We start from the raw sequence: 18,456 nt of genomic DNA on the forward strand, positions 1-18,456 counted from the left end.
GCACTTAGCATAGCTGAGGAGGCATTGTTGATGGCGCAGAATGATCAACACCAGCACGAGAAAAAACCGTGGGAAAATAACTTTGAGGAAAACCGGGACGAGGAAGGCAACTACTCCCGGACGGCAAGCCGGCGAAATACACGGAATAACACGATGATTACGACGTCGCTGTTAGTGATTTTTGTTGTGATTATCATCGGGACCATTGCCCTGTACTTCGTTTCGCAGCATTCGGCGGCCGCTCAGAAGCAGGCCCCGCGGGTGGCAGCAAGTTCTCGCGTTGTGAAGAAGCCGGCGAGCAAACCTAAAAGCGTAAGACGTCACCGGAAAGCAACGAAGGAAAGTGCGCAGTCAGTTGCCGCTAGTTCCCAGCAACAGTCGCAAAATAGCCAGCAGGGTGGCGAGTATGCTACCGTTCAACCGGGGCAGGGACTGTACCGGGTGGCGGTTAACCACGGCTTGACGGTTGCTCAGTTAAGGCAGCTTAATCCGGGATTAACGACCCTGAGCCCTGGTCAGCAGGTTCGGGTCCGGGAATAACCGGGAAACTAAAAGTAAATCAACGATGGATTGAGGCTGGGGTGTCCAGAACACCGCAACCTTTTATTATTGAACGGAGGAAACAATGAAAAAGATTCAGATTGCAATTGATGGGCCGGCATCGGCCGGAAAGAGTACGGTCGCCAAGATTATTGCTCGTAAATTGGGGTACGTGTACTGTGATACGGGAGCGATGTACCGGGCAACGACCTATGCGGCCCAGCAAGCGGGAATTGCGCTCGATGATGATGCTGCCCTGAAGGCGATGCTTCCTACGATGAAGTTGGAGTTTGTTCCGGACGAGCCAGAGCAGCGGGTAATCGTTAACGGGACGGATGTGACGCGCACAATTCGCCTCCCAGAAATTACCAATAACGTATCAGTGGTTGCGGCTCAGCCGAGTGTGCGGGCCGACCTCACCAAGCGGCAGCAAGACATTGCCGCTGCTGGTGGCATCGTCATGGACGGGCGCGATATTGGAACGACGGTTCTCCCGAATGCTCCGGTGAAGATTTTCCTCGAAGCCAGCGTTCACGAGCGGGCGCTGCGGCGGTTTAAGGAAAACCAGGAAAAGGGAATTGATACGCCGCTTGAAGTGCTCGAACAGGAGATTGCGGCCCGGGATAAGAAGGATTCAACGCGCAAGATCTCCCCGTTAACCAAGGCGCCGGATGCGATTACGGTGGATACGACTTCCATGGGAATTGAGCAGGTGGTTACCCGGATATTGGAGATTGTTCAGGAAGCGACCGCTTAACAAATTTGTAAATTATGTTTGAAGTGTGGCGTGAAATAAGATAAGATATAGTCTAGAGTTAGTCGTTAAGGAGGACACAGTCCATGAGTGAGACAGAAGCAAACAAGGATTTGTTAGAAGCTTTGAATAGCGTACATGAAGTTAAGGTTGGTGAAGTTGTTAAGGGTGAAGTGCTTGCCTTTGACGATGCAAACCAAGCAATTGTTGGGATCGAAAACACCGGTGTTGAGGGCGTTGTTCCTGCTAAGGAATTCAACCTTAAGCCGGATGAGATTCAGGATAAGATCAAGGTAGGGGATGTTTACGACCTCGTTGTCATCTCCAAGATCGGTTCCGACAAGGAAGGCGGCAGCTACTTGCTGTCACAGCGGCGTCTCGAAGCCCGGAAGGTATGGGACGAAATCGAAAAGAAGTTCGAAGCTGGCGAAATCATCAAGGCTCCTGTTACACAGGTTGTTAAGGGTGGTTTAGTTGTTGATGCTGGTGTGCGTGGTTTCATCCCGGCATCAATGGTGTCAGACCACTACGTTGCTGACCTGAACCAGTTCAAAGGTCAGGAACTCGAACTGAAGATTATCGAAATTGAGCCGAGCGAAAACCGGCTGATCCTTTCCCACAAGGAAATTGCTCACGAAGAGCGGGAAGCCCAGAAGAAGGAAACACTCAGCAAGTTAGTTGCCGGTGACATCGTTGAAGGTAAGGTTGCCCGGTTAACCAACTTCGGGGCCTTCATTGACCTTGGTGGGGTTGACGGTTTAGTCCACGTTTCAGAGATTGCTTTTGAACGGGTTGACAAGCCGTCAGACGTACTGAAGGTTGGTCAGGACGTTAAGGTTAAGGTTCTTTCAGTTGACCCAGAAAAGGAACGGGTTTCACTGTCAATCAAGCAGACGCTGCCGCAGCCATGGGATGACATTGACCAGAAGGTTGCTGAGGGCGACGTCCTTGACGGAACCGTTAAGCGCCTGACGAGCTTTGGGGCCTTCGTTGAAGTCTTCCCTGGAGTTGAAGGGTTAGTTCACATTTCCCAGATTTCTCACAAGCACATCGCAACACCAAACGAAGTGCTGACTTCAGGTGAGAAGGTTAAGGTGAAGGTTCTCAGCGTAAACGCTGCAGACCACCGGTTAGCCCTGTCAATCAAGGCACTTCAAGAGAAGCCTGCTTCTGAAGAAGATGACAGTAACAACAACCGTGGGAGCCGCCGGTCATACCGGAACGAACACGTTGATCTTCCAGAAGAAAGCACTGGCTTTACGCTTGGTGACTTAATCGGCGACGAGTTAAAGAAGAACAACTAAGCGCATTTCAGCGTAAATTTAGGCTGGTTCAGGAGCGGTTGCTGTTGAACCAGCTTTTTTATTGCACCATATCAAGTAGTGAAGGAGGGATTCTAATGGCAAACCCAACACTCGCAATTGTTGGTCGGCCTAATGTTGGAAAGTCAACGATTTTTAACCGCATTGCCGGTGAACGGATTGCAATTGTGGAGGATACTCCCGGAGTTACCCGGGACCGGATCTATGCCCACGGCGAATGGTTAGGGCGGAAATTCAATATTATTGATACCGGTGGGATTGACATCGGCGACGAACCGTTTTTAACCCAGATTACCGAGCAGGCCAAGATTGCGATTGACGAGGCGGACGTAATTGTGTTCGTGACGAGTATTAAAGAAGGCGTCACTGACGCTGACGAACGCGTTGCGAAGATTCTCTATCAGGCTGATAAACCAGTAATCCTGGCTGTTAATAAGGTTGACAATCCGGAACTGCGAAACGAAATTTACGACTTTTATTCGCTGGGATTTGGGGACCCCATTCCGGTGGCTGGAACCCACGGCATCGGCATTGGAGACCTGCTGGATAAGGTTTGTCAGGCTTTTCCGGACGACCAGAAACAGGTTGACGATCAGTCAATCAAGTTCAGTTTGATTGGGCGGCCGAATGTCGGGAAATCGTCCCTGGTAAACGCCATTCTCGGGGAGAACCGGGTGATTGTTTCAAGTGTCGAAGGAACGACGCGGGATGCGATTGACACGAAGTTCGTTGCGCCTGACGGAACCGAGTATACGATGATTGATACGGCTGGGATCCGGAAGAAGGGCAAGGTGTACGAAAACACCGAGAAGTATTCCGTGCTCCGGGCAATGCAGGCGATTGACCGTTCCGACGTGGTTTTGGTAGTTCTGGACGCTGAAACCGGAATTCGGGAACAGGATAAGCACGTGGCTGGTTACGCCCACGAGGCTGGTCGCGGCATCATCATTGTGGTAAACAAGTGGGATACCGTTGATAAGAACGGGTACACGATGCACCAGTTCGAGCAGACCATCCGCGAAGAGTTCCAGTACCTGAGTTATGCGCCGATTGTGTTTGTGTCCGCGAAGACCCACCAACGGTTAAACCGGTTGCCCGCCCTAATCAAGCAGGTAGACCAGAACCATTCGCAACGGATTCAGTCGGCCGTGCTCAACGATGTTTTGATGGACGCGATTGCGCATAACCCGACGCCGACGGAAAACGGCCGGCGGTTACGGGTGTACTACGCAACGCAGGTCGCTATCAAACCACCGACGTTCGTAATTTTTGTGAACGACCCCGATTTGATGCATTTTTCGTACGAACGGTACCTTGAAAATCAAATTCGTGAAGCATTTGACTTTACCGGGACGCCGTTGCACTTAATTGAACGAAAAAGAAAGTAAAATTTGTTAAGAGACTGCGTTAAAAGGTTGTCATATAAAGGGTTGTATGCTATCTTTATACCCGAACAGTGGTTTTGTAATTGCTAGTTCAGATCCCAACATGGGGTTAGCACGGAACGAAGGTTCCATGGGAGGTGAAACACATGGCAAACAAGGCACAGTTAATCGAAAGCGTTGCTGAAAAGACGGGCCTCACGAAGAAGGATGCAACTGTTGCTGTTGACTCAGTATTCAGCTCAATCCAGGACTTCCTGAAGAACGGCGAAAAGGTTCAGTTAATCGGCTTTGGGAACTTCGAAGTTCGGCAGCGGGCCGCACGGAAGGGGCGTAACCCACAGACTGGTGCTGAAATCCAGATCCCTGCAAGCAAGGTTCCGGCATTCAAGCCAGGAAAGGCGCTTAAGGACGCTGTTAAGTAATTCAGCCCTTAAAAAACATAGTGACCTCTATCCGGTTAGGATGGGGGTCTTTTTGTATCTTTTAAGGGAAAATTGGAATTCGCGAAGATTGTTCACAATAGTCCGAACAAAGCGCAAATAATATCCGAATTATTGCAAATAATGTTCGACTTTTGATTGACTTTACCAGGACTGGTTGCTATTCTTATGGTAAATAAGGAGGGATTACCATGAGTGCAGAGATTAGTATTGTCATGGGGAGTTCGTCAGATTGGCCGACAATGAAGGAGGCCGCTACGATTTTAGATGAGTTTGGGGTCGCGTACACTAAGCACGTGATTTCCGCCCACCGGATGCCGCAAGAAATGTTCGCCTTTGCGCAGAATGCGGCGGATAAAGGGTTAAAGGTGATTATTGCGGGGGCTGGGGGCGCTGCCCATTTACCGGGGATGCTGGCGGCCAATACCGTTCTTCCGGTCATTGGGGTGCCGGTTCAAACCCACGCATTAAGTGGAATGGATTCCCTCCTTTCAATTGTTCAGATGCCTGCGGGCGTGCCGGTTGCCACCACCGCGATTGGGACGGCGGGGGCCAAGAACGCGGCGTTACTTGCCCTAGAAATTCTCGGGGCAACGAACGCTGACATTTCTCAGAAGCTGCAGGATTACCGTCAGCAGATGCACGACATGGCGGTAGAAAGTGAGGCGCACCTTGACTAGGATTCTCCCTGGACAGACAATTGGCATTATTGGTGGTGGCCAGTTGGGGCAAATGTTGACGTTTGCGGCCAAGCAGGCGGGCTTTAAGGTGGTTATTTTAGATCCTACGCCCGCTTGCCCGGCAGCTCAGGCAGCTGACGAGCAGATTGTCGCCCCGTACGATGATCGGGATGCCATTGAACGACTGGCAACGCAGGCTGATGTTCTTACGTACGAGTTTGAAAACGTTGATTTGGCTGCCCTTGAAGCGGTGAGTGACCGGGTAAGCATTCCGCAGGGAACTGAACTGCTCCGGATTACAAAGGACCGGATCCGGGAAAAGACCTTCCTGCGGGATAGCGGTTTACGGACGGCGGCGTTTGCCCCGGTCAATTCGGCGGATGAGTTGCGCCAAGCAGTGGCGACCATTGGGCTGCCGGCCATCCTCAAGACTTGTGAGGGGGGCTACGACGGGAAGGGGCAGGTGACGTTGCGGACGGTCGCTGACCTGGATTCACCGGTCGTACGTGAAATCCTCGCGGCAGGGCAGTGTATTTTAGAACAGATGGTTGCCTTTACCTGCGAGTGTTCGGTGATGGTGGGGCGCAGTGTTTCCGGGGAAGTCGCCGTTTTTCCGGTAAGTGAGAACATCCACCGGAACCACATTCTGCACGAAAGTATCGTGCCTGCCCGGATTAGCCCGAAACTCCGGGACGAAGCGACGCAGGTTGCCCAGAAGATTGCCGCAAAGTTGAATCTGTGCGGCATCCTCGGGGTTGAGATGTTCATGGGAAAGGACGGCCACGTCTACGTTAACGAATTAGCCCCACGGCCGCATAATTCGGGCCATTACTCGATTGAGGCGTGTGATTTCTCACAGTTTGCCGTGCACAACCGGGCAATCTGTGACTGGCCAATGCCAGAAGTGCACCTCCTGCAACCGGTCGTGATGGTTAATGTGCTGGGTCAGCACGTCGAAGGAGTGCGGCGTCTAATCGCCACCAAACCACAATGGCACTTTCACGATTACGGGAAGGCCGAGGCCCGACGTGACCGGAAGATGGGGCACGTGACGGTATTGACGGATGATGTTGCGGCGACGTTAGCGGAGATTGACGCAACGGGCGTTTGGTAGGAAGAACAATAACAGAAAAGGAGAACAAGGATGATTGATCGCTACACCCGCCCGGAAATGGGGCGGTTATGGACGGATGAAAAGAAGTACGAATGCTGGTTGGCCGTTGAATTAGCAGCGGACGAAGCATGGGCTAAGTTGGGCAAAATCCCAGCTGCCGACGTGGAAAAACTGAAGAAGAACGCTAAGTTTGACGTTCAGCGGATTCAGGAGATTGAGGCCGTTACCAAGCATGACGTGATTGCGTTTACCCGGTGCCTTTCCGAGTCCCTGGGGCCTGAAAAGAAGTGGGTCCACTACGGACTGACGAGTACGGACGTTGTGGATACCGCCCAGGGGTACCAGTTGAAGCAGGTTAATGACCTGTTACGGGCGGACCTGCGGGAGTTCCGGGACATTGTTGCCCAGCAGGCCAAGAAGTACAAGCACACGGTTATGATGGGCCGGACGCACGGGGTCCACGCCGAACCAACGACGTTTGGGTTGAAGCTGGCTCGCTGGTACGCGGAAATTAACCGGGACATCGAACGTTTCGAGCACGCCGCTGCCGGGGTGGAAGCCGGTAAGATTAGCGGGGCCGTTGGGACGTTTGCTAACATTGACCCGCGGGTTGAGCAGTACGTCTGTGAAAAACTCGGAATCCGGGCCCAAGACGTTTCGAGTCAGGTGCTTCCCCGGGACCTACACGCGGAGTACCTGGCAGCCATGGCGCTGATTGCGACGAGCCTGGAAAACTTTGCGACGGAAATTCGGAGTCTCCAGCGGACCGAGATTCACGAGGTGGAAGAACACTTTGCGAAGGGCCAGAAGGGGTCGTCGGCAATGCCGCATAAGCGCAATCCAATTGGGTCAGAAAACATCTGTGGGTGTGCCCGGGTCATTCGGGGGCACATGGTGACGGCCTTCGAGGACGTTGCTTTGTGGCACGAGCGTGATATTTCCCACTCCTCCGCTGAACGGATGATTTTACCGGACACGACCGCACTGTTGGATTACATGCTCCACCGGTTTGGCAAGATCTTGGCTAACCTGGACGTCTTTCCGGAGCGAATGAAGGCTAACATGGACCAGACGCTGGGATTAATTTACAGTGGGCGCGTGCTTAACAAGTTGGTTGAAAAGGGCATGAGCCGGGAGGAAGCGTACGACACGATTCAACCGAAGACGGCGAAGGCATGGGCCGAAAAGGTACCGTTCCGGCCGTTGTTGGAGGCGGATCCGGCGATTACGGACCGGCTTTCGACCGCCGAGTTGGACGATGCGTTTGATTATCACTGGCACCTCCGCCACGTGGACGAAATCTTTGCCCGGGTAGGATTAGATGAGTAATTAAGTAAAACGGTGGGATTGTAATGGAACGGCCTGTCGTTTTTGACTGCCAAGTCTAAAATGATAATTATCACCAGAAGGAAGGACTTTTTTCTGGTGGTGTTTCATGAAGGTTGCTGGTAATCTGAATTTATGATATATTAGTGGTGTTTTTAAGACTCGTAGTGGAGTGAGCAGCGATGCTCGCTCTTTTTAATGCGGCGAGTAATCTTAGGCAAAGGAGGGTCATTGTGAGCAAGAGTGTTGTTGAAACGGTCACGGAGCTGGTTACCCCCATCCTGGACGCCCACCACTTCGAACTCGTTGACGTTGAGTTCGTTAAGGAGGGGAAGGGCTGGTATCTCCGGGTTTTCATTGATAAGCCGGGGGGAATTAACATTGAGGAATGTGCCCTGGTGAGTGACCAGTTAAGCGAGCAGCTAGACGAGTGTGATCCCGATCCGATTCCGCAGGCATATTACCTGGAAGTTTCGTCTCCTGGGGCTGAACGGCCGTTAAAGAAGGAACGGGACTATGAACGGGCGGTTGGTGAGTACGTTCATGTATCTTTGTACCAGCAACTTAACGGGAAAAAGGTTTATGAAGGAACACTAACCAAGGTAACCCCAACGGAGTTAACCATGGAATACGCCGATAAGGCGCGCACTAAGACAATCGTTATTCCGCGGACCCAGGTTGCTCAGGCCCGCCTAGCAATTAAGTTTTAATACCGAGAAAAGAGGAGTAGCAGTGAGTAAAGAACTACTAGACGCGCTCGACGTCCTGGAAAAGGAAAAGGGCGTTAAGCGAGAAATCGTAATCGACGCCCTGGAAGCGGCGTTAAGTTCAGCATACAAGCGGAACTATGGTCAGGCCCAGAACGTGGCGGTCGACTTTGACGAAAAGAAGGGGAACGTTCACGTTTACGCCGTGAAAACGGTCGTTGACGAGGTGGCTGATCCCCAGCTTGAAGTGAGCTTAAAGGATGCCTTAGACATTAACAAGGCATACGAACTGGGCGACACAATTAAGTTTGAGGTCACCCCGGGGAACTTCGGCCGGATTGCCGCACAGACCGCCAAGCAGGTGATCCTCCAGCGTGTGCGGGAAGCTGAACGGGAGAAGATTTACAACGAATACATCCAGTACGAGCACGAAATCGTAACGGGGGAGATTGAACGGCAGGATTACCGGTTTATTTACGTTAACCTGGGCGACGTCGAGGCGGTAATGTCCCGCCGCGACCAAATTCCTGGCGAACAGTACAACTCCCACGATAAGATTAAGGTGTACATCTACAAGGTTGATAACGCCACGCGGGGGCCGCAGGTATTTGTCAGCCGGGCGCACCCGGACCTGCTGAAGCGGCTATTTGAACAGGAAGTCCCGGAAATCTTTGACGGGACGGTTGAAATCAAGGCCGTTTCCCGTGAAGCCGGTGACCGTGCGAAGGTGGCCGTTTGGTCAAACGACCCGAACATCGACCCGGTTGGAACGTGTGTTGGTCCCCGGGGCCAGCGGGTTCAGGGAATCGTTAATGAACTCCACGGTGAAAACATGGACATTGTGCAGTGGAGTGAAGACCCGGCGGAATTCATTGCCAACGCCCTTAACCCGGCGGACGTCTTAGAAGTGCGGTTTGATCCGGAAAATGATCGTGCATGCACGGTCGTGGTTCCGGAAGACGAATTATCCCTCGCGATTGGGAAGCGCGGGCAAAACGTTCGGCTTGCCGCCCAGTTAACGGGATACAAGATCGACATTAAGTCCGAAGAAGAAATGGCAGAGCTCGACGCCCAGGCGGCCTTAGCTCCAGAAGAATCTCTTGACGAAGAAGCTGAGGTTAGTGTGCAGGACGAGGCGCCCGTTGAAGACGAACCTGCTGCGGACACCACTGATGCCGACGAACAGGAGGACTAGCAATGGGACAACGGAAGGTACCGATGCGCAAGGACATTGTAACCGGAACAATGTGGCCGAAGAAGGAACTTGTGCGGGTGGTCCGCAACAAGGAAGGCGAGGTCAGCATTGATCCGACCGGCAAGAAAAACGGCCGGGGAGCATACATTGCGTTGGATGTTGATGTGGCGAAGAAGGCGCAGGCCGAGCGGACGTTTGACCGGGCATTTGGGGTAAAAATTGCCCCGGAATTTTACGATGAACTGGTCGCATACGTTGACCACCAGGTTGCCCGGAAAGAACTGTTTGGTGATGCTAAGTAATCAGATTAGCGGCCTTTTGGGGTTAGCCCGGCGTGCCCGGAAGTTAACCACGGGGACCAACCAGGTGTTAACCCGGGTCCGGGCGCACGCAACGTTTTTGGTTGTGCTTGCGAGTGATTGCGGTAGCCGGACGAAGAAAACGGTGGCAGATAAGTGCCGCAGTTTCGGGATTCCGCTGGTTACCCCGCTAACCCAGGCAGAACTGAGCGCAGCAATCGGCCAGCAACGTAGCGTCGTTGCGGTTGACGATGCGGGGTTTGCGAAGAAGATTACGGCTCTCGCCCAACAGGCCACAAACCAGAATTAAGACTACTCCTATTAATTACAGGGAATAACCGCAGTGGGTAAATCTGACTATCCACACCTGAAAGCGGGATGAAAGGGAGAGTGAAGTTATGAGTAAGAAACGGATTTACGAACTAGCGAAGGAACTTAACGTTGCAAGTAAGGAAGTCTTGCAGGCAGCTAAGGCCCAGGGAATTAAGGTGGGCAACCACATGTCAGCCGTGACCCCAGATGAGGAACAGCGGATCCGGACGGCCATGAAGCCCGCTGCTAAGCAGAAGAAAGCTAACCCGGTTGCTAAGAAGAAAGCTGTTAAGCCGGCTGCCAAGAAGGCAACGAAAAAGCCCGCTAACTCCCAGCCGAAAGCGGCCAAGAAGAAACCAGCCGCTAAGCCCAGTAACAAAAGCGGCAAGTCAGCACCCCAAGCCGCCCAGAAGAAACGGCCGCAGGCAAACGCAAGTGCGCGGAAGAGCCGGCAACAGGGCGAAGAGGAGAGCAGTTACGGCCGTTCAAACCGGGACCGGCAGAATGACCGGAAGTTTAAGCAGAACGGGAAGCGGACGGGGAATAATAACCGTCGTTTTGGCAATAACCAGAACCGTTTTAGCAAGAAGAACCGGAAGAACAAAAAGTTCCGTAAGCAGCAGAAGAAGCAGCCGGCAACACCACGGAAGAATAAGCCGTTACCGGATACACTCGTTTACACGGTCGGAATGAACGTGGCGGACATCGCCAAGAAGATCCACCGGGAACCAGCCGAAATTATCAAGAAGCTGTTCATGCTCGGGGTAATGGTTAACCAGAACCAGTCACTGGACAAGGACACGATTGAGATTCTGGCCGACGAATACGGGATTAAGGCCGAAGAAAAGGTCGAGGTCGATGTTTCTGATATCGACAAGTTTTTTGAGGAAGAACAGAAGAACACGGACCATCTTGAAAACCGGCCGCCGGTTGTCACGATCATGGGCCACGTTGACCACGGGAAGACGACGCTGCTGGATAAGCTGCGGCACTCAAACATTACTGCCGGAGAAGCCGGCGGGATTACGCAGCACATCGGGGCTTACCAGATCAAGCGGAACGGCAAGACAATTACCTTCCTTGATACGCCGGGGCACGCCGCCTTTACGAACATGCGGGCGCGCGGAGCGGACGTAACGGATATTACCGTATTAGTGGTTGCTGCGGATGATGGGGTGATGCCCCAGACAATCGAGGCCATCAACCACTCCAAGGCTGCCGGGGTGCCAATCATCGTTGCGGTCAATAAGATTGATAAGCCGGGCGCTAACCCAGACCACGTGATGGAACAGCTGACAGAGTACGAGCTGATTCCGGAAGACTGGGGTGGTGACACGATCTTCGTGAACATCTCAGCTAAGTTTGGCAAGAACATTGACGACTTGCTGGACATGATCCTGCTTGAGTCCGAAATGCTTGAACTCAAAGCCAACCCGGACCAGCACGGGGCTGGTTCCGTAATCGAAGCGCGGTTGGATAAGGGCCGTGGTTCAGTGGCCACCTTGCTGGTTCAGCAGGGGACCCTGCACGTCGGGGATCCGATCGTTGTCGGCAACACCTACGGGCGGATCCGGACGATGACGGACGCTTACGGCAAGCGGGTTAAGGAAGCCACCCCGGCGATGCCAGTCGAGATTACCGGGTTAAACGACGTGCCGGAATCCGGGGACCGCTTCATCACGTTTGACGACGAAAAGACGGCGCGGGCTGCCGGTGAAGAACGGGCTAAGCGCGCTCTGATGAAGGAGCGGAGCCAGGTTAACCACGTGACGCTTGATAACCTGTTTGACACGATGAAGGAAAACGACATGAAGAAGGTCGACCTGATCATCAAGGCCGACGTTCAGGGGTCGGTTGAAGCCCTCGCCCAGAGTTTCCAGAAGATTGACGTGGACGGCGTACGGGTCAACATCATTCACCAGGCCGTCGGTGCCATCAATGAAAGTGACGTAACGCTGGCGGAGGCTTCCAACGCAATCATTATTGGGTTCAACGTGCGGCCAACACCGCTCGCCAAGGCCCAGGCGGAGAGTAGCAACGTCGACATCCGGCTACACAACGTCATCTACAAGGCCATTGATGAGGTCGAAACCGCGATGAAGGGAATGCTGGAGCCGGTTTACAAGGAAAAGGTTACCGGCCAGGTCGAAGTCCGCAAGACCATCAAGGTTTCCAAGCTGGGAACGATTGCGGGTTCCTACGTCACGGACGGGGTTATCAAACGAAACAGTGGTGTTCGGCTGATCCGGGACGGCATCGTCATCTACGACGGCCAGCTGTCCAGCCTTAAGCGGTTTAAGGACGACGTGAAGGAAGTTAAGGCCGGCTACGAGTGCGGGCTGATGATTGAAAACTACAATGACATTAAGGTTGGCGACCAGATTGAGGCCTACGTCATGGAAGAGGTCCCGGTTGACCAGCGTTAGAAAACGGTGGTGAGAAAATGGCACAACAGTTTCGCGTTGGGCGGCTTTCCCAGGAGATTCAGCGGGAAGTCACTGATATTTTGCAAAAGAAGGTGCGTGATCCCCGCGTTCAGGGAGTGACGGTCACGGGCGTCGACGTGACGGGTGACCTGCAACACGCAACCGTCTATTACAGTATTCTGGATGATAAGGCGTCGACTGCCGCGAAGGTTCAGGCTGGCTTAGATAAGGCCACCGGGTTGATTCGTGGTGAACTTGGGCACCGGCTGAGCATTTACGTGACGCCGGAGTTGAAGTTTGCGCAGGACGATTCGGTGCGTTATGGTAACCGGATTGATCAGCTGTTGACCCAGCTTCATCAGCAGGATAAGTAAAAAAACAAAGAGGCTGAGACGGGGGTCCCAACCTCTTTTTGTGATTAATGAGGTGTATTTATGAACGGAATCTTACCCCTTTACAAGGACCGGGGGATGACCAGTAACGACTGCGTAATGCGGTGCCGGCATCTGTTTCATACGCGGAAAGTTGGGCATAGTGGCACGCTTGATCCGGCGGTGGCGGGTGTGTTGCCCATCTGCATTGGCCACGCGACCAAGGCAGTCAACTACCTGATGGCTTCCGGTAAGGTGTACCAGGGCGAACTAATCTTGGGCAAGGCGACGGAAACCGAGGACTTAGAGGGGGCCGTGGTGGCCCAAAAACCGATTACCACGCCCTTTAGCGCGGCCGCACTCGATGATGCCATGGCGCAGTTTCGGGGAACGATTACCCAGGTGCCGCCAATGTATTCGGCAGTCAAGGTTCACGGCAAACGGCTGTATGAGTATGCCCGGGCAGGCGAAAAGGTTGCCCGGCCAGCCCGGCAAATTCACGTGGACTACTTTAAGCAGCTCCGGTCAGCGACCTACGATGCCGCCGCCCAGGAACAGCACGTCTTCTTTGAGGTGGCGTGCGGGAAGGGGACCTACGTCCGGACGCTGGCGGTTGACCTTGGCCGGGCACTCGGCGTTCCCGCGGTGATGGCGCGGCTAACCCGGATTAAGAGCGGGGGGTTCACCAGTGACGAGACGGTGACCCTCGCCCAGCTGGAGGAAATGGACGACCAGCAGCGCGAAAATACGCTGGTTTCCGTGGACCACGCCCTGCGGACGTTGCCGCACCACCAGTTGACCGCAAGTGAGTGGCAGCGGGTGCAAAACGGTGGCTTTCTTGCGGAAAAGCAGGTGACTGCCGGCCAGCCGGTGCCGCGCGTTGTTTTACAAACCGGGCTGCGCGTCCGGGCGGTCTACTGTTATAATGAAAAGCAGCACCGGTATCAGCCGGAGCGGATGATCGATTTAAGTGAGTAGGTGATGGAATGGAGACGGTGGAGATTACGAGTGTGGAAGACGTCACCCGGGCAGCCGGCGCGCCGGTCGTCCTCGCGGTGGGCTTCTTTGACGGCGTTCATCGGGGCCACCAGCGGGTGATTGAAGCGGCCAAGGAGGAAGCTTCCCGGCGGAACGCGCGGTTAGGCGTCATGACGTTTGACCGGTACCCGAAATTAATGTTTCAGGGCATGCGGTGGCAACCCTTCCGGTACCTGACATCGCCTGCGCAAAAGGCCGCCCACTTTGCTGCGTTGGGGGCTGATGTGGAGTACATTCTCACGTTTGACGAAACCTTAGCGGAGATGGCGCCCCAGGACTTTGTTGACCGCTACATTGTAGGGTTAAACACGGTGGCGGTGGTTGCCGGGGAAGACTTCACGTTTGGCAATCCCCGCGTGGCCAACATGCACACCCTCCCGCAGTACGCCAAGGGCCGGTTTGATGTTTTACCGGTTACCCACCTTCTTCAGGATAACGATAAAATCAGCTCCACCCGGATCCGGAAGGCCATTGATGGCGGCGACGTGCAGCTGGCCAACCGACTTTTGGGATATCCGTACGAAACGAACGGATACGTGGTGCACGGGTTTGCCCGGGGGCGGCGTCTGGGCTTTCCAACGCTCAACATCGCGGATGGGGATAACCTGCGCTTGCCGGCAATCGGGGTGTACGCCGTGCAGGTCAACGTGCAGGGAACCTGGTACAACGGAATGGCTTCGCTGGGCCGGAACGAAACGTTTGGTGACCACAACGACGTGGTCCTCGAAATTAACCTGTTTGACTTTGACCAGATGGTATACGGCCAGTTCGTGAAGGTCCGCTGGTTTGACTTCGTGCGTGGGCAGCAAAAGTTTGCGTCTGCTGATGAGCTGGTCGCCCAGTTAAAGCAGGACCGGCAAACGATTCAAGCGTGGTTTGCCCAACAACAGAAAAATTAAGCCAGAATATTGACGAATGCCAATCAATTTTGTATATTATAGGTGACTTAGCACTTAGCAATTATGAGTGCTAAGTGCTAAAAGAGGTGATTGTGGTGTTAACGGAACGTCAACTGTTAATTCTTGAGACGATCATTAAGGATTACACGGATGTCGGGCAACCAATTGGTTCAAAAACGTTGCAGGAGCAATTACCAGTCCATGTGAGTTCAGCAACGATCCGTAACGAAATGGCGGCGTTGGAGAAGGCGGGGCTCATTCGCAAGGAACATTCTAGTTCCGGGCGGGTGCCGTCAATCAAGGGCTACCGGTACTATGTTGATAACATTTTGACGCCGACCCAGGTTGACCAGCAGGCCCTCGCGGATATTCGTTCGTCTTTTCAGGGGGATTTTTCGAAGGTTGACGAAATCGTGGCGACGTCCGCCAACATTTTGTCGGACCTGACAAACTACACAACAATTACCCTGAAGCCGGAGGTCGAGGACGTCCTCTTGGAAGGCTTCCGGATGGTGCCACTGGGAAACCAGCAGGTGATGGCTATTCTTGTGGCTAGTGACGGGACGGTTGAGAGTAAGCTGTTCCAGTTGCCTGAAGGCGTGACGGGTGATCAGGTTGAACCCGTGATGCGCGTGATTAACGACCAACTTGTGGGCGTGCCGCTCCGGCAAATTCCAGCTAAGTTGACCGCTAACATTGGCTTAATTGCCAAGTACTTCAAGCAACCCGCTGGGATGGTCGCCGTTGTGAGTGACATTCTACAAAAGATTGCGCACGAGCAGTACTTCGTTGGCGGGAAGATGAACGTCTTTAACTTTGCCAACGATGGTGATTTGGATGAAGCCAAGTCGCTCTATGCGTTGATGGAACGGGCACCGGAGTTATCCGACATTGTTGATCCCCAGGACAAGGACATTACCGTGAAGATCGGTGATGAGATGGCGAACCAATTATTGCTGAATTATAGTGTGGTTTCAGCGACCTACAACGTGGATGACTACGGGAAGGGCATGATTGCCATTCTCGGGCCAACCAACATGCCGTACTCCAAGGTGATTGGGCTTCTGGGGGCACTCCGGCAGGAATTAACGCGTAAAATGCTGAACTACTACCATAATTTTGACGAGTAGAAAAGGGGTGTTGACGTGGCAGCGGATAAGGAAAAAGCAAACCAAGAAGCGGTAGCCGCCAAGGAGAAGGCCCAGGATTCTAAGAAGCAGGAATCAAAAAAGGCTGCGGCGAAAAAGAAGCCAACGGTCAAGGACCAGCTGAAGGCGGCGCAGGAACAGATTGACCAGCTTACCAAGGAAAAGGATGAGCTGGAAGATAAGTATCTGCGGGCTGAAGCGGAAATGGCTAACATGCAAACGCGCTACAAGAAGGAGCAGGAGCAGCTGTTGAAGTATCAGAGTCAGCGGTTGGCAACTGCGGTGCTACCGGTAATTGATAACCTGAACCGGGCGCTTGAGATTGAGGTGGATGACGAAGCTTCTAAGAACCTTAAGCAGGGGGTCGAGATGGTGGCTAAGGACTTAAATAAGGCTTTTACCGATAACGAAATCACCAAGATCGAATCCCTCGGCAAGAAGTTCGATCCGACGCTCCACCAGGCCGTCAAGAGTGTGCCGGCTGAGGATGGGCAGGAACCCGAGACAATCGTTGAGGTGTTCCAGGATGGTTACATGTTAAAGGACCGTGTTTTGCGGCCAGCCATGGTCGTTGTTGCACAGTAATTAAGAAGAAAAAGAGGTAAGGTAGATGTCAAAGATTATTGGAATTGACCTTGGGACGACGAACTCAGCCGTTGCCGTCCTCGAAGGTAAGGATGCAAAGATTATCACCAATCCGGAAGGAAACCGGACAACGCCGTCCGTTGTTTCCTTCAAGAACGGGGAAACTCAGGTTGGTCAGGTTGCGAAGAACCAGGCCATTACCAACCCAAACACCGTTTCATCAATCAAGCGGCACATGGGCGAAACCGACTACAAGGTCGACATTGATGGTAAGAAGTACACGCCACAGGAAATCTCAGCCATGATTCTCCAGTACATCAAGGACTACGCAGAATCATACCTGGGTGAAGACGTGACGCAGGCCGTTATCACGGTCCCAGCCTACTTCAACGACTCCCAGCGGCAGGCTACCAAGGATGCCGGAAAGATTGCCGGCTTAAAGGTTGAACGGATTGTCAACGAACCGACGGCCGCTGCTTTGGCTTACGGGCTTGACAAGCTGGACAAGGATGAAAAGATTCTTGTGTTCGACCTTGGTGGGGGAACGTTTGATGTTTCCATCCTGGAACTCGGTGACGGGGTCTTTGAAGTGCTCTCCACGAACGGGGATACCCATCTTGGTGGGGACGATTTTGATAACAAGATCATCGACTGGATGGTTGCCAACTTCAAGGAAGAACACGGGGTTGACCTGTCCCAAGATAAGGTTACGCTGCAGCGGATGAAGGAAGCCGCTGAAAAGGCCAAGAAGGACTTATCCGGAATGTCTGAGACGCAGATTTCACTGCCATTCATCGCTTCTGGTGAAAACGGCCCACTGCACCTGGACATGACGTTAACGCGGGCTAAGTTCAACGAACTGACCGCTGACCTGATTGACCGGACGAAGATTCCTGTCCGGAACGCCCTGAAGGATGCCGGCTTAACAAACAGCGACATTGACGAGGTTATCCTAGTTGGTGGTTCCACGCGGATTCCGGCCGTCAAGGAAGCCGTTGAAAAGGAAACCGGCCACAAGCCGAACGAATCAGTTAACCCGGACGAAGCGGTTGCTTTAGGGGCCGCTATCCAGGGTGGTGTGATTACCGGTGACGTGAAGGACGTTGTTTTACTGGACGTTACGCCACTGTCCCTTGGAATTGAAACCATGGGTGGGGTCTTCACTAAGTTAATCGACCGGAACACGACGATTCCAACCAGCAAGAGTCAGGTCTTCTCAACTGCTGCTGACAACCAGCCAGCCGTTGACATTCACGTGCTGCAGGGTGAACGGCCGATGGCAGCGGACAACAAGACGCTTGGCCGCTTCCAGTTAACGGACATTCCGCCGGCACCGCGTGGCGTTCCGCAGATTGAAGTTAAGTTCGACATCGACAAGAACGGAATCGTGAACGTATCAGCGAAGGACCTCGGGACTAACAAGGAACAGAAGATTACCATTAAGAGCTCATCAGGGCTTTCCGACGATGAAATTGACCGGATGGTGAAGGAAGCTAAGGAAAACGAAGCTGCCGACAAGAAGCGAAAGGAAGAAGTTGATCTCCGGAACGAAGTCGACCAGCTGCTCTTCCAGTCTGAAAAGACCCTGAAGGAATTGGACGGAAAGGTTTCTGAAGACGAGGTCAAGAAGGCTAAGGATGCGCGTGAAGCCCTGAAGAAGGCGCAGGAGTCAAACGACATTGACGCCATGAAGAGCAAGAAGGATGACCTGACCAAGATCATTCAGGACCTGTCAGTCAAGCTGTACCAGCAGGCTCAGCAGGCCCAGGGTGCCGCTGATCAAGCTGACGGCAGTGCTGCCGGGAACACCAATACCAACGGAAGTGCCGACGACAACACCGTTGACGGTGACTTCAAGGAAGTTGACCCGGACGACAAGAAGTAAACGCTGATTTGAGTGGTTACATTCCAGGGG

General features: G+C 53.3%; 19 protein-coding genes. All 19 read left to right on the top strand.

The features are described 5' to 3' along the window. Window positions 1-30 precede the first annotated feature (30 nt). The 19 genes from QOR60_RS01615 to dnaK all read left to right on the top strand — a co-directional run bounded on the left by QOR60_RS01615 (window position 31) and on the right by dnaK (window position 18,426). Complete coding sequence (locus QOR60_RS01615; protein ID WP_283581614.1) at window positions 31-540, top strand: SAG1386/EF1546 family surface-associated protein; 510 nt, start codon at window positions 31-33, stop codon at window positions 538-540. An 85-nt stretch (window positions 541-625) separates the two neighbouring features. After that, window positions 626-1,297 carry a (d)CMP kinase gene (gene cmk / locus QOR60_RS01620; RefSeq protein WP_283581615.1) on the top strand — a complete coding sequence of 224 codons (672 nt, stop codon included), beginning with the start codon at window positions 626-628 and terminating at the stop codon, window positions 1,295-1,297. 83 nt (window positions 1,298-1,380) lie between these two features. Next, entirely contained in the window at window positions 1,381-2,598 is a 1,218-nt protein-coding gene (gene rpsA / locus QOR60_RS01625; protein WP_283581616.1) for a 30S ribosomal protein S1, read from the top strand. 95 nt (window positions 2,599-2,693) lie between these two features. Further along, entirely contained in the window at window positions 2,694-4,004 is a 1,311-nt protein-coding gene (der, locus tag QOR60_RS01630; protein ID WP_283581617.1) for a ribosome biogenesis GTPase Der, read from the top strand. Window positions 4,005-4,147: 143 nt separating this feature from the next. Next, window positions 4,148-4,423: an HU family DNA-binding protein gene (locus QOR60_RS01635; RefSeq protein ID WP_283581618.1), complete on the top strand. Its 276-nt coding sequence runs from the start codon at window positions 4,148-4,150 to the stop codon at window positions 4,421-4,423. Window positions 4,424-4,632: 209 nt separating this feature from the next. After that, entirely contained in the window at window positions 4,633-5,121 is a 489-nt protein-coding gene (gene purE, locus QOR60_RS01640; protein WP_283581619.1) for a 5-(carboxyamino)imidazole ribonucleotide mutase, read from the top strand. Continuing rightward, on the top strand, window positions 5,114-6,235 hold the full coding sequence (gene purK / locus QOR60_RS01645) for a 5-(carboxyamino)imidazole ribonucleotide synthase (RefSeq protein ID WP_283581620.1): 1,122 nt from the start codon (window positions 5,114-5,116) through the stop codon (window positions 6,233-6,235). Before purE ends, purK begins: the two co-directional genes overlap by 8 nt. A 30-nt stretch (window positions 6,236-6,265) precedes the next feature. Next, window positions 6,266-7,564: an adenylosuccinate lyase gene (gene purB, locus QOR60_RS01650; protein WP_283581621.1), complete on the top strand. Its 1,299-nt coding sequence runs from the start codon at window positions 6,266-6,268 to the stop codon at window positions 7,562-7,564. 179 nt (window positions 7,565-7,743) lie between these two features. Then, window positions 7,744-8,271, top strand: a complete 528-nt coding sequence (rimP, locus tag QOR60_RS01655; protein ID WP_283581622.1) for a ribosome maturation factor RimP — start codon at window positions 7,744-7,746, stop codon at window positions 8,269-8,271. Window positions 8,272-8,293: 22 nt separating this feature from the next. Next, complete coding sequence (gene nusA / locus QOR60_RS01660) at window positions 8,294-9,463, top strand: transcription termination factor NusA (protein WP_283581623.1); 1,170 nt, start codon at window positions 8,294-8,296, stop codon at window positions 9,461-9,463. A 2-nt stretch (window positions 9,464-9,465) separates the two neighbouring features. Beyond that, window positions 9,466-9,765: an RNase P modulator RnpM gene (gene rnpM / locus QOR60_RS01665; protein WP_283581624.1), complete on the top strand. Its 300-nt coding sequence runs from the start codon at window positions 9,466-9,468 to the stop codon at window positions 9,763-9,765. Next, window positions 9,755-10,072 (top strand): L7Ae/L30e/S12e/Gadd45 family ribosomal protein, encoded by a 318-nt coding sequence (locus QOR60_RS01670; protein ID WP_283582002.1) that lies wholly within the window; start codon window positions 9,755-9,757, stop codon window positions 10,070-10,072. The genes rnpM and QOR60_RS01670 overlap by 11 nt, the downstream gene beginning before the upstream one ends. An 88-nt stretch (window positions 10,073-10,160) precedes the next feature. Further along, window positions 10,161-12,500, top strand: coding sequence for a translation initiation factor IF-2 (infB, locus tag QOR60_RS01675; RefSeq protein WP_283581625.1), 2,340 nt, complete (start codon window positions 10,161-10,163; stop codon window positions 12,498-12,500). Window positions 12,501-12,517: 17 nt separating this feature from the next. After that, a complete protein-coding gene (gene rbfA / locus QOR60_RS01680) occupies window positions 12,518-12,874 on the top strand; it encodes a 30S ribosome-binding factor RbfA (RefSeq protein ID WP_283581626.1) in 357 nt (118 codons plus the stop codon). Window positions 12,875-12,934: 60 nt separating this feature from the next. Beyond that, window positions 12,935-13,849, top strand: a complete 915-nt coding sequence (truB, locus tag QOR60_RS01685; RefSeq protein WP_283581627.1) for a tRNA pseudouridine(55) synthase TruB — start codon at window positions 12,935-12,937, stop codon at window positions 13,847-13,849. An 8-nt stretch (window positions 13,850-13,857) separates the two neighbouring features. Next, complete coding sequence (gene ribF / locus QOR60_RS01690) at window positions 13,858-14,808, top strand: riboflavin biosynthesis protein RibF (RefSeq protein WP_283581628.1); 951 nt, start codon at window positions 13,858-13,860, stop codon at window positions 14,806-14,808. A 95-nt stretch (window positions 14,809-14,903) separates the two neighbouring features. Next, window positions 14,904-15,938, top strand: coding sequence for a heat-inducible transcriptional repressor HrcA (gene hrcA / locus QOR60_RS01695; protein ID WP_283581629.1), 1,035 nt, complete (start codon window positions 14,904-14,906; stop codon window positions 15,936-15,938). A gap of 15 nt (window positions 15,939-15,953) precedes the next feature. Continuing rightward, complete coding sequence (gene grpE, locus QOR60_RS01700; RefSeq protein ID WP_283581630.1) at window positions 15,954-16,541, top strand: nucleotide exchange factor GrpE; 588 nt, start codon at window positions 15,954-15,956, stop codon at window positions 16,539-16,541. A 25-nt stretch (window positions 16,542-16,566) separates the two neighbouring features. Continuing rightward, the gene (gene dnaK, locus QOR60_RS01705; protein ID WP_283581631.1) at window positions 16,567-18,426 is read left to right on the top strand and encodes a molecular chaperone DnaK; all 1,860 of its coding nucleotides are present in this window, start codon (window positions 16,567-16,569) and stop codon (window positions 18,424-18,426) included. Window positions 18,427-18,456 lie beyond the last annotated feature (30 nt).

The organism is Ligilactobacillus hohenheimensis (genome assembly GCF_947381805.1).
GTDB classification, from domain to species: Bacteria; Bacillota; Bacilli; order Lactobacillales; family Lactobacillaceae; genus Ligilactobacillus; species Ligilactobacillus hohenheimensis.

Bases quoted from the DNA above. Each gene is read 5' to 3' on its own strand.
- QOR60_RS01615 (WP_283581614.1), top strand. From the start codon at position 31: ATGGCGCAGAATGATCAACACCAGCACGAGAAAAAACCGTGGGAAAAT.
- cmk (WP_283581615.1), top strand. From the start codon at position 626: ATGAAAAAGATTCAGATTGCAATTGATGGGCCGGCATCGGCCGGAAAG.
- rpsA (WP_283581616.1), top strand. From the start codon at position 1,381: ATGAGTGAGACAGAAGCAAACAAGGATTTGTTAGAAGCTTTGAATAGC.
- der (WP_283581617.1), top strand. From the start codon at position 2,694: ATGGCAAACCCAACACTCGCAATTGTTGGTCGGCCTAATGTTGGAAAG.
- QOR60_RS01635 (WP_283581618.1), top strand. From the start codon at position 4,148: ATGGCAAACAAGGCACAGTTAATCGAAAGCGTTGCTGAAAAGACGGGC.
- purE (WP_283581619.1), top strand. From the start codon at position 4,633: ATGAGTGCAGAGATTAGTATTGTCATGGGGAGTTCGTCAGATTGGCCG.
- purB (WP_283581621.1), top strand. From the start codon at position 6,266: ATGATTGATCGCTACACCCGCCCGGAAATGGGGCGGTTATGGACGGAT.
- rimP (WP_283581622.1), top strand. From the start codon at position 7,744: ATGCTCGCTCTTTTTAATGCGGCGAGTAATCTTAGGCAAAGGAGGGTC.
- rnpM (WP_283581624.1), top strand. From the start codon at position 9,466: ATGGGACAACGGAAGGTACCGATGCGCAAGGACATTGTAACCGGAACA.
- QOR60_RS01670 (WP_283582002.1), top strand. From the start codon at position 9,755: ATGCTAAGTAATCAGATTAGCGGCCTTTTGGGGTTAGCCCGGCGTGCC.
- infB (WP_283581625.1), top strand. From the start codon at position 10,161: ATGAGTAAGAAACGGATTTACGAACTAGCGAAGGAACTTAACGTTGCA.
- rbfA (WP_283581626.1), top strand. From the start codon at position 12,518: ATGGCACAACAGTTTCGCGTTGGGCGGCTTTCCCAGGAGATTCAGCGG.
- truB (WP_283581627.1), top strand. From the start codon at position 12,935: ATGAACGGAATCTTACCCCTTTACAAGGACCGGGGGATGACCAGTAAC.
- ribF (WP_283581628.1), top strand. From the start codon at position 13,858: ATGGAGACGGTGGAGATTACGAGTGTGGAAGACGTCACCCGGGCAGCC.
- dnaK (WP_283581631.1), top strand. From the start codon at position 16,567: ATGTCAAAGATTATTGGAATTGACCTTGGGACGACGAACTCAGCCGTT.